Annotated in this window: 14 protein-coding genes; 12 read left to right on the forward strand and 2 right to left on the reverse strand. The window is 38.9% G+C overall.

Going from position 1 to position 13,413, the window contains the following annotated elements:
• Positions 1-14: 14 nt before the first annotated feature.
• Entirely contained in the window at positions 15-1,943 is a 1,929-nt protein-coding gene (gene filF / locus ACS604_RS18045; protein ID WP_312825205.1) for a putative pilus system protein FilF, read from the forward strand.
• A 56-nt stretch (positions 1,944-1,999) separates the two neighbouring features.
• On the opposite strand, the gene ACS604_RS18050 is transcribed toward filF, so the two are convergent.
• A complete protein-coding gene (locus tag ACS604_RS18050) occupies positions 2,000-2,548 on the reverse strand; it encodes an NUDIX hydrolase (protein WP_002115876.1) in 549 nt (182 codons plus the stop codon).
• Between the two features lie 114 nt (positions 2,549-2,662).
• On the opposite strand from ACS604_RS18050, the gene ACS604_RS18055 reads away from it, so the two are divergent.
• The 6 genes from ACS604_RS18055 to fghA all read left to right on the forward strand — a co-directional run bounded on the left by ACS604_RS18055 (position 2,663) and on the right by fghA (position 7,843).
• On the forward strand, positions 2,663-3,292 hold the full coding sequence (locus ACS604_RS18055) for a CoA pyrophosphatase (protein WP_085942204.1): 630 nt from the start codon (positions 2,663-2,665) through the stop codon (positions 3,290-3,292).
• A 19-nt stretch (positions 3,293-3,311) separates the two neighbouring features.
• On the forward strand, positions 3,312-3,839 hold the full coding sequence (locus ACS604_RS18060; RefSeq protein ID WP_312825266.1) for a DapH/DapD/GlmU-related protein: 528 nt from the start codon (positions 3,312-3,314) through the stop codon (positions 3,837-3,839).
• A 135-nt stretch (positions 3,840-3,974) separates the two neighbouring features.
• Entirely contained in the window at positions 3,975-4,640 is a 666-nt protein-coding gene (gene tsaB / locus ACS604_RS18065) for a tRNA (adenosine(37)-N6)-threonylcarbamoyltransferase complex dimerization subunit type 1 TsaB (protein WP_353157944.1), read from the forward strand.
• Positions 4,641-4,649: 9 nt separating this feature from the next.
• The gene (locus ACS604_RS18070) at positions 4,650-5,441 is read left to right on the forward strand and encodes a class I SAM-dependent methyltransferase (RefSeq protein WP_353157946.1); all 792 of its coding nucleotides are present in this window, start codon (positions 4,650-4,652) and stop codon (positions 5,439-5,441) included.
• 136 nt (positions 5,442-5,577) lie between these two features.
• A complete protein-coding gene (locus ACS604_RS18075; RefSeq protein ID WP_174758402.1) occupies positions 5,578-7,029 on the forward strand; it encodes a C13 family peptidase in 1,452 nt (483 codons plus the stop codon).
• Positions 6,998-7,843 (forward strand): S-formylglutathione hydrolase, encoded by an 846-nt coding sequence (fghA, locus tag ACS604_RS18080; RefSeq protein ID WP_474772478.1) that lies wholly within the window; start codon positions 6,998-7,000, stop codon positions 7,841-7,843. The genes ACS604_RS18075 and fghA overlap by 32 nt, the downstream gene beginning before the upstream one ends.
• Here fghA and ACS604_RS18085 read toward each other — a convergent pair whose 3' ends face one another.
• Positions 7,844-8,116, reverse strand: coding sequence for a DUF2218 domain-containing protein (locus tag ACS604_RS18085; protein WP_004794449.1), 273 nt, complete (start codon positions 8,114-8,116; stop codon positions 7,844-7,846).
• Positions 8,117-8,300: 184 nt separating this feature from the next.
• On the opposite strand from ACS604_RS18085, the gene rpe reads away from it, so the two are divergent.
• The 5 genes from rpe to ACS604_RS18110 all read left to right on the forward strand — a co-directional run bounded on the left by rpe (position 8,301) and on the right by ACS604_RS18110 (position 13,389).
• Positions 8,301-8,987: a ribulose-phosphate 3-epimerase gene (gene rpe / locus ACS604_RS18090; RefSeq protein WP_474772479.1), complete on the forward strand. Its 687-nt coding sequence runs from the start codon at positions 8,301-8,303 to the stop codon at positions 8,985-8,987.
• A 355-nt stretch (positions 8,988-9,342) separates the two neighbouring features.
• Positions 9,343-10,164, forward strand: coding sequence for a Cof-type HAD-IIB family hydrolase (locus ACS604_RS18095; RefSeq protein ID WP_238612637.1), 822 nt, complete (start codon positions 9,343-9,345; stop codon positions 10,162-10,164).
• A 103-nt stretch (positions 10,165-10,267) separates the two neighbouring features.
• Positions 10,268-10,663 carry a hypothetical protein gene (locus ACS604_RS18100; RefSeq protein WP_312825259.1) on the forward strand — a complete coding sequence of 132 codons (396 nt, stop codon included), beginning with the start codon at positions 10,268-10,270 and terminating at the stop codon, positions 10,661-10,663.
• Positions 10,664-10,703: 40 nt separating this feature from the next.
• The gene (locus ACS604_RS18105; RefSeq protein WP_474772480.1) at positions 10,704-12,647 is read left to right on the forward strand and encodes a copper resistance system multicopper oxidase; all 1,944 of its coding nucleotides are present in this window, start codon (positions 10,704-10,706) and stop codon (positions 12,645-12,647) included.
• Positions 12,634-13,389: a copper resistance protein B gene (locus tag ACS604_RS18110; protein WP_474772481.1), complete on the forward strand. Its 756-nt coding sequence runs from the start codon at positions 12,634-12,636 to the stop codon at positions 13,387-13,389. The genes ACS604_RS18105 and ACS604_RS18110 overlap by 14 nt, the downstream gene beginning before the upstream one ends.
• Positions 13,390-13,413: the final 24 nt, after the last annotated feature.

The raw sequence follows: 13,413 nt of genomic DNA on the forward strand, positions 1-13,413 counted from the left end.
AAGTAGGGTATCTAATGAATAAAAAATTTTTATGGCCTTTTGCGCTAACCACATTAGCGGTTATGCTAAATGGATGTGGTGGCGGTAGTTCCACAATAAATGAGAATCCTACAAACGGATCAGGAGGAGCTACTGCTAATGGAAGTTGTTCTATAACAAGCAGTGATTGTCTACAATTTTCTTTAGATTACCCAATTGCTGGTATTAATTTTACATGTAGTAGTGCAGCGAATCTAAGCTTTATTACCAAAGCTTCAGGTAATAGTGTTATTGGATCTTGTAAAGCTGGAGATACCGCTAGTTTTTATTTGCAAGATGCCAAAGCAACAAGAAAAATTGAATTAGGTTCTGTTAAGTTAGATACTGTTTCAAAAATTCAGATGACTGTTCCACCGCGTTTGAAAATCATGGATATGGCGATTGGATTAACTGGGCAGACCCCAACATCACTTAGCCAAGATGATCCTACAGTCCGAGTTGCAATGGCATTGGTAAAACTCTTTCAAAGCATTGGCTTAGAACGTACTGATAATATTGCTGGTGATTTGCAGCCAACACAATTTACCGATGATAAGAAGAATACTTTAAATATTTTAGTTCAAAATATTACAGCTACAGAATGGAAAAATGGGGCTTATACCAATATTTTAAAACCTTGGCTAGATTTAAGTCAGGTGTCAGATGAGCAAGCTTTTGAACTGGTAACACAATTAGCAAACTTAAGTTTAGTTGGTCTATATCAGTCAGATTATATTACTTTGGCTCCGCCTAATTTTATTTCTGAAAACTTTTACGGATGTAATTTGACTAATTTGGCGGATTGCTCGAAAAATGGGGCAAATACCCAACATGTTTTTGGTAATTTATTCTTATTATCTGATCGTCAAGGATATACATTTGGTTATGGTTTGCAATGGAAAGGAACAAGTACAATCACAAGTCAGGTAGCAATTAGTGCAGTATTAAATGTTTTGACGAAATCAAAACCAACCCAAATGATTGCAAATGCGCAGACCACTTGGCTTGATCCAATACAAACCGAAATTAAATCAACACAACCATTTCGTTTAAAAACTTCTAGTAATGCAAATGAAGATTTAGTGATTTATCAAGGTAAATTGTTAAATGATTCACTTATTGCAGGGCGTGATAGTTCATATTTAGCTTTGACGGATACTAAAACCCCTAATCCTCAGCAGTATGCTTTATGGAAACAAAGTGTTGATAACCAAAATTATAATGGTTCTATGGATATTTATAAGGTAAGTCCTGCGAGCTATTTGTCTAATCAGATTTTTAAAACTGCTAAGAACGTTAAATCTGGCCAAACTTATATTTTCCCATTATATGCAACTCTAAACTTTAAATTTGATACAGCAGGAATTGCACCTATTGATTTGGGTATTGTCATTGATGAGAATGGGAATATTAGAACAGATATTAAACCTGAAGCTACTGCGACAGATATGTCTGGTCAATGTGGAGTAGTTTCAAATACAAGTTTAATTGATAACAATGGGGTTCAGCAGTACAGAATTGGTACAACTGGAGGAACAGAATCAGCAACCAATGATAAGTCAATTACTGTGAGAATGATTTTTGCGGTGCCTGAATTAGGGAGTTTAAATGGTATTGTAGCTGGCTTAAATTCAAATGTAGTTCAAAGTACTTCTCAAACTGGTAGTCAAACATTACTTGTAAGTGGTGCAAAAATTAACGTTGCTAACCTATTGCAAGGGCAGACCAGTGGTGCAAATCTTACTACTTATGATAACAAAACAGTTTCATGGTTAAATCCATATGCTTTCTATCAACAGGTATATAACAATATTAAAGATATTTCACCTGCTCCGACTGAAGCTGAAAAAGCTTTAGGTCAGCGTATGGCAGGAACTGTGACACTTAGAACGGCTGATTGCTATCAGATTAAGACTAAGTCTTAAAAATAAAAGACAAATAAAAAAGACCGCTTAGCGGTCTTTTTTATTTGTTTAATTGATTAACCCGTATGGTCTAAACGCGTACCCAAAGTTTCAAGATGAGTTGGGAAAACTTGTTTCTTACGATCTTCAAAATAGTGTCTCAATGTATGTTCGACACTAGGGAAGGCAAGTTCACCCCATGGAATTTCATGCTCTTCAAACAGACGACTCTCGATACTTTCTTCACCTGCACCAAAAATGCCATCTTTCAGCTGTGCTTTGAAAAGTACATAAATTTGACCAATGCGAGGAATATTGTACATACAGTACAGTTGTTCTATTTCTATCTCGGCTTCTGCTTCTTCACGAGTTTCGCGTGCTGCACCTTGTTCCATGGTTTCGAACAATTCCATATAGCCAGCAGGCAAAGTCCATAAACCATAACGTGGTTCAATCGCACGACGACAGAGTAATACTTTGTCTTCCCATAACGCTAAGGCACCGCAGATTACTTTGGGGTTTTCATAGTGAATATTTCCACAATGAGTACAAACACGGCGTACTTTATGATCACCTAAAGGAATTTTTTGTTCGGTTTTATGCCCACACGCTACACAGAAACTCATAATTATCATCGAGTATAGAGATGCCTCAGCATAACTGAATTTTTAGACTTACGCATCAACTCTATTCCCTAAGTTTGATTTTCAGATATGATGCAAAGAGATAGAAAATAATAGGTGAATGGTATGGAAGAGCACTTGCTAACACAAAAGTTACAGCAAAGATTGCGCTTTTCCACCCGCATACAAGAAGCACAAGCAGCAGTGCTGATTGCAATTACGAATGAAAATGATCCAAAGGTACTGCTTACACGCCGTTCAATACATATGAACAACCATGCGGGGGAAGTTTCTTTTCCGGGTGGAAAGCGTGATCCTAGTGATACCAGTAATATTGTTGTAGCGTTAAGAGAAGCTCAGGAAGAGACAGCTTTAAATCCGTTTGATGTGCAGCTGTTAGGTGATTTGCCGATGCAGCGTGCAAGAAGCGGTTTGTCTGTAAAACCGATTGTTGGGCTTATTCCTCCAGAGGTGACTTTAATACCTCAGCCTACCGAAATTGATCGAATTTTCTTTGTCCCGTTACAACAACTTATAGAGACGCGTCCAACACCCTATGAAGTTCGATATGCCCATCAGTCTTTATATTTTCCAAGCTTACAAATTGATAATGAAATCATTTGGGGTTTAACTGCTCGTATGTTAGTTGCTCTGTTTAAATATGGATTGGGTTATCAAAAAGATTGGCCATTTTTACTCAACTCGCCAACCTTTGGAATGCCAAAGTTTTCTCATAAGAATAAGTGATCAGGATTGATAAATTATGATGTATAGCTATCAAGGACAGCACCCAAAAGCCTTACATGAACCATGGGATGGTTGGGTTGCTCCAACAGCAACGCTAATTGGACAAGTAGAGTTAGGGCGTCAAGTCAGCATTTGGTTTGGAGCTGTAGTACGTGCCGATAACTGTATAGTTCGAATTGGTGATTTCTCCAATATTCAAGAAAATTCTGTACTACATACCGATGCTGGGCTTGAATTAAATATTGGTGAATATGTCACAGTCGGGCATAAAGTCATGCTGCATGGTTGTACGATTGGTGATAATAGTTTAATTGGTATGAACGCCGTAATTTTAAATCGGGTTGTGATTGGTAAAAATTGTATTATCGGTGCTAATGCTTTAATTCCTGAAGGGAAGGTGATTCCAGATAATTCAGTGGTGATGGGTTCACCTGGCAAAATTGTCAAAACTTTAGACGAAGATGGCGCTGCAAAAATACGTTTGAGTGCATTGCATTATGCTGAGCACTTTAAGAACTATGCAGATTTAAAAGAATTCCACTTTTAAGTCTTTTTTAGAAAAATATTTTTATGCCAAGCACAAGCTTGGCATTTTTATTTAGAGAGAGAACAACTCGCCTATCAGAGCCGAGTGGGGTATCATAACCCTCGTTTTTAATCTGAATTAATACTAAGGTTGTGCATGAAATTGCTGGCGTTGGAAACTGCAAATGAGCAGTGTTCTATTTCATTAGTCGATGAAACCCAAGAACTGTTTTTTCAACTCGATACGCGGGCGAAAGCACAAACCCAGACCATTTTGCCCATGATTGAGCAGGGGCTACAACAAACAGGTCTTGAGGTTGCTGGTCTAGATGCGATTGCCTTTAGCCGCGGGCCAGGTTCTTTTAGTGGTGTTCGAATTAATGCAGCTGTGACTCAGGCGTTGGCATGGTCACAAGATTTACCCGTTATTCCTGTTTCGAGTTTGCAAGCTTTAGCTCAAGCGGCATACCGACTTGAAGGTTTGAAACAAGTGACTGCGGTTCTCGATGCTCGTATGAACGAAGTTTACATTGCAAGTTATGTTCTAGATGAGCAAGGGATTATGCAATGTATTGATGAAGAAAAATTAATGGGTTACGAGCCAGCAGCAGCTTACGCAAAACATTGCTTAATTGGTTCGGGCGCAAAGTTACTTCAAGCTGATGCAGATCATCAAACAATCACTGCAACTGCACAAGACATTGCTTCTATTGCACGTGTTTATGTAGAAGAAAAGCAGTGGGTTGATGCTGAATATGCTTTGCCAGTTTATTTACGTGATGATGCATGGAAAAAAATAGCAGATCAGGGTAAAGCAAAATAAAGGCTAATCATGCACATATATTTTGAAGTAGATTTTCAAGAACAAGCACAGCACTACCAAGCTGTGCTTTGTTCTAGAGGTGTGACTGTAGATTTGCAGTTAGTTGAAAAGCTGAATGCACGTTTTCTGCGTTTAAATCCTGAGTTGGCACTTTGTGTGGATGAAAATGGGCTATGGTTATCTGCAAATGGCATGAAAATGCAGCCCGACTGGAAGGCCGAAATTTCCCGTTTAAAACGTGCAAGTCTTAAATCAGAAATGATTGCTCGGGCTTGTCAGTTAGGTGAAAAACCAATATTGGTTGATGCTACAGCAGGCTTAGGCCATGACAGCTTACTCATGGCTTATTTAGGCGCACAAATACAATTGGTTGAGCGCCATCCAATTTTATTTACCTTACTTGAAGATGCAAAAGCACAAGCTGAAAAAGACAGCTTTTTAAGCCAGTTTATGGATCGGATTCAACTGATCTTTGCTGACTCTGCAAGTTATTTACAACAGTTACAGCAAACAGCTCAACTGGTTGATGTGGTTTATCTAGATCCGATGTTTCCACAGCGTGACCAGAATCACCAAGCCATCAAAAAACAAGCTCAAGTTAAAAAACAGATGCAGCTTTTACATCTTCTTTTACCCGAAGATGGTGAGATGGATTTGGGGGATAATTTGCTGGTTTTGGCACAGAAAGTTGCTAAACGTGTAGTCGTTAAACGACCGCGCCATGCTATTTTCTTGGCGAATCAAGAGCCAGCTCATCAATGGCAAGGAGATGCTTGTCGTTTTGATGCGTATTTTCAGTAGGCTTATGTAAGGTTAGGTTTTATTGCTTGAATAATGCACAAATATATGTGATATAGTTCAAAAGCATGATTGCTAAAATTCTTAGCAGGCATACACTTAAGATGCCTGACAAAAACGAAATTTTTGAAAACCTTTTATGATTGATCTTAAACCCTCCATTAACTTTTGGCATGATTTTAAAAGCAACCAAATTGCCGGAATGTGGCTGTTTTTGGGGTCAAGACGTTCTTTACAGATAGTGCATCCATCTATCCTTCAGCTCATTGTCTGGGGAATTTTAGGAGGGTGTACCAACTCTCTTTATAGTTGGCTTGTGGCGGGTCAAATCGGTGATTTCAATTCACAAGGTTTAATTGGTTATGCACTTTGGCCATTCATTGCCTTAATTGTCGGTATTTTCTTATCGCAGCGCACCAACCAACCTCGTTTAATGCTAGTACCTGCTTTACTTTGGTTGGTTCTAGATACAAATATTTTATTAATTCAATGTTTAATTCAGTATTTGGGTTCTAATGGTTATCTCAACTTTATTCCCGATGCTATTTATAACGGAATTTTACCGAGCTTATTTGTAGCTTTGTTTGTGTGGCAAAGTTTAGCGGTGATTTGGGTTTTCTCACGCGAACTTAAGTGGCCTTGGTGGGAACGTGCACTTGTCATGGTTGCAACTATTGCAACGATGGTGGTGTGGCAACTTTCTGTAAAAGACCAACCGATTTGGAAGGTAGAAGATTCTGCTCCAACGTTTGCTGAAGATGCTTTTTATGCTCAAAGTAAACTATTAAATGATTCTTTGGAGCAAGTCCAATATGGTGAGCAGGCAAAAAGTCATTGGTATTTTTTAGGTGTTGCTGGCGATAGTTACCAAGATGTTTTTAAATCGGAAGTGGTCCGTATTAAAGAACAGTTTGATACACGTTTCGGAACGATTGGACGTTCGATGATGCTAGTTAATAACCCAGACACCCGTACAGAAATTCCAATTGCCTCTAAAACCAGTATCGAGTTAGCGTTACGCCGTATGGGGCAGCAAATGAACCGTGATAGTGATGTCCTATTTCTATATATGACTTCACACGGTGAACAGAATCACTTCGAAATTGAAAATGCACCATTAGATTTAGGGCAAGTCGACCCGAAATGGTTACGTGAAACACTTGATAAATCCGGTATTCGCTGGCGTGTAATTGTGATCTCAGCCTGCTATTCAGGAAGTTTTATTCCTGCTTTGCAGTCTCCAGATACTTTAATTATTACTGCTTCAGCTGCTGATAAAACTTCTTTTGGGTGTAATAACGAAGCTGACTATACCTATTTTGGTCGAGCTTTCTTTGATTTGGCGATGCGAGAGCAATCGTCGATGAAAGATTCGTTTAACACAGCTAAGCAAACTGTAACCAAATGGGAAGTGGCTCAAGGTGTTGAACCTTCAGAGCCTCAGTGGATGATCGGTAAAAATATGGAACTTATGCTACCTCAGTTGGAAAAGTATCTATTTCCTCAACAAAATACGGGTAGTGTAGATATTGCTCAAACAAGAACAGAGGCTAAAAACGATGCAACTCCTGCAAAAAAACCGCTGCTTTGAGGGTGAGCAGCGTATATACCAATTTGAATCTTCTTATTTAAAGGGACCAGCGAAGTTTGGTGTTTATTTACCCCCAGCAGCTTTAGAAGGTAAAGCTTGCTCAACTCTATTTTACTTAGCTGGGTTAACGTGTACTGAAGAAACCTTTGCCATAAAAGCACATGCGCAACATATGGCAGCACAACTCAGCTTAATATTGATTACCCCAGACACTTCTCCTCGTGGAGAACAAGTCGCAGCAGGGGATCATTGGGATATTGGGCAAGGCGCGGGCTTTTATATTAATGCAACACAAGCACCTTGGTCTGAGCATTATCAAATGGAAAGTTATTTAATAGATGAGTTATATCCACTCATTTTAAAAAGCTTTCCTGTAAATGCTCAACAAGTCGGTATCTTTGGGCACTCAATGGGTGGTCACGGTGCATTAACTTTAGCGTTTAAATATCCAGAAAAGTTTAAGTCGGTATCTGCATTTGCTCCGATCTGTGCACCAACTGAATGTGCATGGGGAGACAAAGCCTTTAGCCATTATTTGGGTGCAGACCGCGAAAGCTGGTTGGCTCATGATGCTACAGCGTTGGTCTCAAAAAATGGGGCAGTATTTGACGAAATTTTGGTAGATCAGGGCTTAGATGACCAATTTTATGAACAACTTCACCCTGAAAAATTTAAGCAAGCATGTTTAAAAGCGGGACAGCCTTTAACTTTAAGACAACATGCTGGCTATGATCATGGTTATTACTTTATTCAAACCTTTATGGATGAGCACTTACAGTTTCATGCAATCCAGTTAGAAAAGGTTGGTGGCTAATTAGTGCTGCCACTCCACCTGAAATTCTTGTTGAGCCATACGGTTTAGATGATCAAGGACAACTTTTTCTAAGTGGTCGTGGTCATCTAACTGGCTATCAATAGCAACATTTAACTGCTCTGTTTCTGGTGCAAGTGTAATCGTTGCTGTAGGCATTAAGATTTTAAAGTCTTGTTCCGTTTCTTGTACTTCGAACTTGTGTTTCCAATGATTAACCAGACGTTTTGCAATGCGTTTTCCATCGTTTGTTAATAGATAGGTTGTGCTTTTCATTATCAATCCTCACATTGGTTTAATGTACCTTAACAAATTCGTTTAGACGTTAGCATTCTATTGTTGCAACGTTACGTTGCAAGTTTGAAATGTTGTCATTTAAGCAAGGAAGCGCGGGCCAAGTAGTTTCTTTTTTGTTATAATTTTCAGCCTCTCCTTAAATTTTTAGCCAGGTCATCCACCTATGTCCAAGCCTTACTTGATTGCTCCTTCTATTTTATCTGCCGATTTTGCTCGTTTAGGCGAAGATGTAGACAAAGTGTTAGACGCAGGTGCAGATGTAGTACATTTTGATGTGATGGATAATCACTATGTTCCAAATTTAACTTTTGGTGCTGGTGTATGTAAGGCTTTAAAAAATTACGGGATTACAGCTCCTGTTGACGTGCATCTAATGGTATCTCCAGTTGACCGAATTATTGGAGACTTTTTGGAAGCGGGTGCAGATATTATTACGTTCCATCCAGAAGCATCGCACCACATCGATCGTTCATTACAGTTGATTAAGTCAGGTGGTGCTAAAGCAGGTTTAGTCTTTAACCCAGCAACACCTTTACACTATCTTGATTATGTACTTGATAAAGTTGATCAAATTTTAATAATGAGTGTAAACCCAGGTTTTGGTGGACAAAAGTTCATTCCAATGACATTAGAAAAGTTGCGTGAAGCTCGTAAAATTATCGATGCAAGTGGCCGTGATATTCGTTTAGAAGTTGATGGTGGCGTTGGTCCTGCAAATATCCGTGAAATTGCAGAAGCAGGTGCAGATATGTTTGTTGCCGGTTCAGCAATTTTTGGTCAACCAGATTATAAAGTAGTCATTGATCAAATGCGTGCAGAGCTTGCGAAAGTGGGTAGTGTAGACGCTTAAAAAGCATGTTGAACTGAGAATAAGCTTGTGGATAACTTTGTTTATAACTATATGGATAACTGTGTTGATAACCGTATGGATAAGATGTTGGTAAAATAAACAAAATTAGATCAACCGTTTATTCTCTAAGCGAAATGTATGAAAAAAGAACGTTTTGGCGTTCTTTTTTTATGCGTGTTGGATATTTTATTATCTGATTTTTATTAAGCTTCGCTAAAAAATAACCTGTGCAAAAAACGATATAGCTCTGAGTGAAAATCTTTTTGAAATAGATAAGTATAAAACTGTAAAAGTGTCATGAAAAATAAAGCTAAATTTGCTTTAATAAGATTTTAGTAAGAGATTTAGATAATTAATGACGATAAAAATTTTAGCGGTAGATATGGATGGGACTTTTCTTAATTCTAAGAAGCAGTACAACAAAGCACGTTTTTTAAAACAGTACGAACAACTTAAACACAATAATATTCATTTCGTGGTTGCCAGTGGTAACCAACTCGCAAAGCTGATTACCTATTTTCCAGAAATTAGTCATGAAATTGCTTTTATTGCAGAAAATGGCGCGCATGTTGTAGATGCAGGGCAAGAAATAGCTTTTGCTCATTTAAGTCAGCAACAATATATTGAGATTCTAAAAGCGATTGATCCTTCATATACCTCAACCATGGTGATCTGCGGGAAACAGAGTGCTTATGTGCATAGCAGTATGAACGCGGAGGACTATGCCAAAGTTGCTCGATACTTTGAAAAGCTAACAGTTATAAATGACTTTCATGCACTAGATGACTTGGTGTGTAAGATTACTTTTACTGCTCAGGAAAACGAAAGCTTTACGATTTTTGAACATTTTCAGAAAAAAAGTTTTGTTGCAGATAAAGTCTTAGTGCCTGTTTCAAGTGGTTTTGGTTTTATCGATTTGATTCTTCCAGATCAGCATAAAGCACATGGTTTGAAGCTATTGCTACAAAAATGGCAGGTTGAATCTGATCAAGTGGTCGCGATTGGTGATAACAATAATGATATTCAGATGATTAAAGCTGTCGGCTATGGATTTGCGGTTGAAAATGCGGTTGAAGCTTTGAAAGCAGTAGCCCCTTATACAACTGTAAGTAATGAACAAGAAGGTGCACTAGACGTGATTGATTTAGTCCTTCAGCATCAAACACCATTTGCTTAATTACTTTAAAACAAACAGTTAAGATTGAAAATTGTATCTGTTTAAAAACTTGGTTATGCTAATGGGGTTAAGATTACTCATCGGCTCTAGGCGATAAACCACAATGGTTCTACAACACTTACGCAAGTATGCTTGGTTTGTGTTCCTAATGACTTTGGTCATTGGGTGGAGTGGTGTGTCTGTTGCTCAAACACCTATACAGCATGATCTTCACACTATGCCGTGTCATAGTGAAAAAAATTCGCATAAGAATATGCATGTTCAAACTGATGATCAGACTGTCTGTCATCAAAATATGACTCAGTCTTTTCACTCGCATGGTGAGCATTGTCAGGACTGCAACCCAGTTCATTGTCAGATTGTGAATCTGGCATTACAGCAAGCTGTACCAGATATTGACTCGCAATTCATTCCTATCTCGTCTCAATTTAGCAGTATTTATCAGGCTCAGCATTTAGCTGGATACTGGCAAGAGATTTTACGCCCACCTAAAGCTTAATCCTTTCTTACTTATTTTTTAATTAAAAAGGATTACAGCAATGTCTCATAAAACAATTAGCAGCCTCGTCGCTGTATTTGGTCTATTGGTTTCCCCATGGACTCTCGCGGCAATTAAGGAATATCACCTTAATATTAATGAACAACAGGTCAATGTTACTGGTCAGCCGCTCAAAAGAATTACCGTAAATGGAAAATTTACAGCACCACTCCTTGAGTTTGAAGAAGGAGATGAGGCTGTGATTCATGTTCATAATCAATTAAAAAATCAAGATACGTCATTACACTGGCATGGGTTGTTACTACCCGGTTTAATGGATGGCGTGCCGGGTTTCAATGGTTTTAAAGGAATTGCGCCAAACGGAGATTTTGTTTACCGCTTTAAGGTGAAACAAAACGGCACTTATTGGTATCACGCCCATAGCAAAGGCCAAGAGCAAGATGGTTTATATGGCCCGCTCGTGATTTATCCAAAAGGGAAAATACCCGTAGCTGCACATGAAAAAACTGATCGTGATTATGTGGTGATGCTTTCAGATTTTCATAATTCTTCTAGCGATAGCATTATGAAGAATTTGAAGAAATCTGCTGAGTATTATCAAAACCGCCGTGAAACCGTATCTGATGTTTTGAAGCAAGTTAAAACACAAGGTTTAAAAGCAACTTGGCAAGATCGTTCGATGTGGAATCAGATGCGGATGTTAAAAACCGATATGTCTGATGTGACGGGTTATACTTTCTTAGTTAATGGCAAGACACCACAGCAAAACTGGACAGGTAATTTTAAAGCTGGAGATAAGGTTCGATTGCGATTTATTAACGCATCGGCAATGTCATTTTTTGATGTCAGAATTCCAAATTTGAAAATGACAGTTGTAAGTGCAGATGGGCAGCCAGTCAAACCTGTGGCAATTGATGAGTTTCGTATTGGCACAGCCGAAACCTACGATGTGATTGTAGAACCTAAACAGCCAAATTATCAGATTGAAGCAGAGTCTATTGACCGAAGTGGTTTCGCTATCGGTACTTTGCACAATGAAAATACGCAAGCTGTAGGGTCAGTTCAAATGCCAAAGCCACGTCCGCGTTCTTTATTGACCATGGACGATATGGGCATGAATCATGGTGATGGGGGTGTTGATGAACATGCTAGCCATCAAATGAACATGCAACACGACATGTCGGCTATGCCTAAAATGAAAAAAGAAGAGAGCCAGACTAATCATGATCACACAATGATGAACATGAGCCATGACATGAAAAATATGTCATCTGAAGAACATGATCATTCCATGATGCAAATGAAGCACGACATGTCAGCGATGCCTGAAATGAAACATGATATGCAGGCAATGTCATCGAGTGAACATGACCACGCTATGATGAATATGAAGCATGAGATGCCTGAAATGCCTGCGCAATCTGAGAATAAGGCTAAAAAGGATGAGCCCGTTTATGGCTGGGCAAATGCTTCGACGCCAGCGGGTATGAAAGCACTGCAATATAGTGATTTGCAATCTTTAACACCTCAGTCAGACACACGTGCGCCAGAACGAGAGCTTGTTATTCGTTTAGGCGGCAACATGGAGCGTTATATCTGGACCATTAATGGCAAGAAATTTAGCGAAGCTGAGCCATTGCAAGTTAAGAATGGTGAACGTATTCGTTTGAAGTTCGTGAATGACAGCATGATGGCCCATCCAATGCATTTACATGGCATGTTCATGCAATTGGAAAATGGTCAGCAAGCTGAAAACTTACCAAATAAACATACCGTTATTGTTCCACCAGGAAAGACAGTTACTGCGTTATTAACAGCCGATGCTTTAGGAGAATGGGCGATTCATTGCCATCTGCTTTATCACATGAGTGCTGGAATGATGAATAAGTTGATTGTGGCTCAAGTGAATGATGGAGCAGTAGATGCATCTCAAGCACCTGTTCAATCTGAAAATGAAAAAGGAGCGAGTCATGCGCATCACTAAGTTATTTTCTCAAATGATATGTTGCGGTGTTTTCTCTGGTGTATCGGTTCTTACTTTGGCACAAGAACCCTTAACACATGATCATTTACGCGAACATGGTGGACAGATCTATCAGGCAACAAAAATTGATACTGGCTGGACTCAAAATGAAGAGGGAGAAGGCAGTTTTTCTTCTGAATTAGAAAGTTGGGTGGGAACTGATGAAAATAAATTGTTCATTAAAGCCCATGTTGAAAAAGCCGAATCGGAAGATGCTAATTACGGCGGTTCAGTACTTTACAGTCGAAATGTAGCCGATTATTGGGATGTACAGGCTGGGGTAAACTACGAGCGTTTACAACGGGAAGACAATAAGCAAGATCGCTGGGCAGGTGTAGTCGGTTTGCATGGTATGGCACCTTACTTTTTTGAAACCGATGCATATCTTTATGCAGGTGAAGACCAGCTATGGAAGCTAAGTTTAGAAACGGAAAGAGACTTACTCTTTACCCAAAAGTTAATTGGTAAACCTTATTTAAAAGCAGATGTTGTTTTGCAAGATGAATCTCGCTATGCCAGTAAAACAGGTTTATCAAGTTTACAAGCTGGCTTCCAAACCCGTTATGAAATCAACAAAAAGGTCATGCCATTTGTTGATGTGGGTTACGGCTATGAAAAAGGTTTAAAACAAACTGCTTGGCAAACTGGAACCGACTCTGAACATGGTTGGTATTATGGAGCAGGGTTAACACTTAAGTTCTAATTGCCGAACAAAAATTAAGCTCAA

It is taken from the genome of Acinetobacter sp. Li1LvA2 (genome assembly GCF_056156705.1).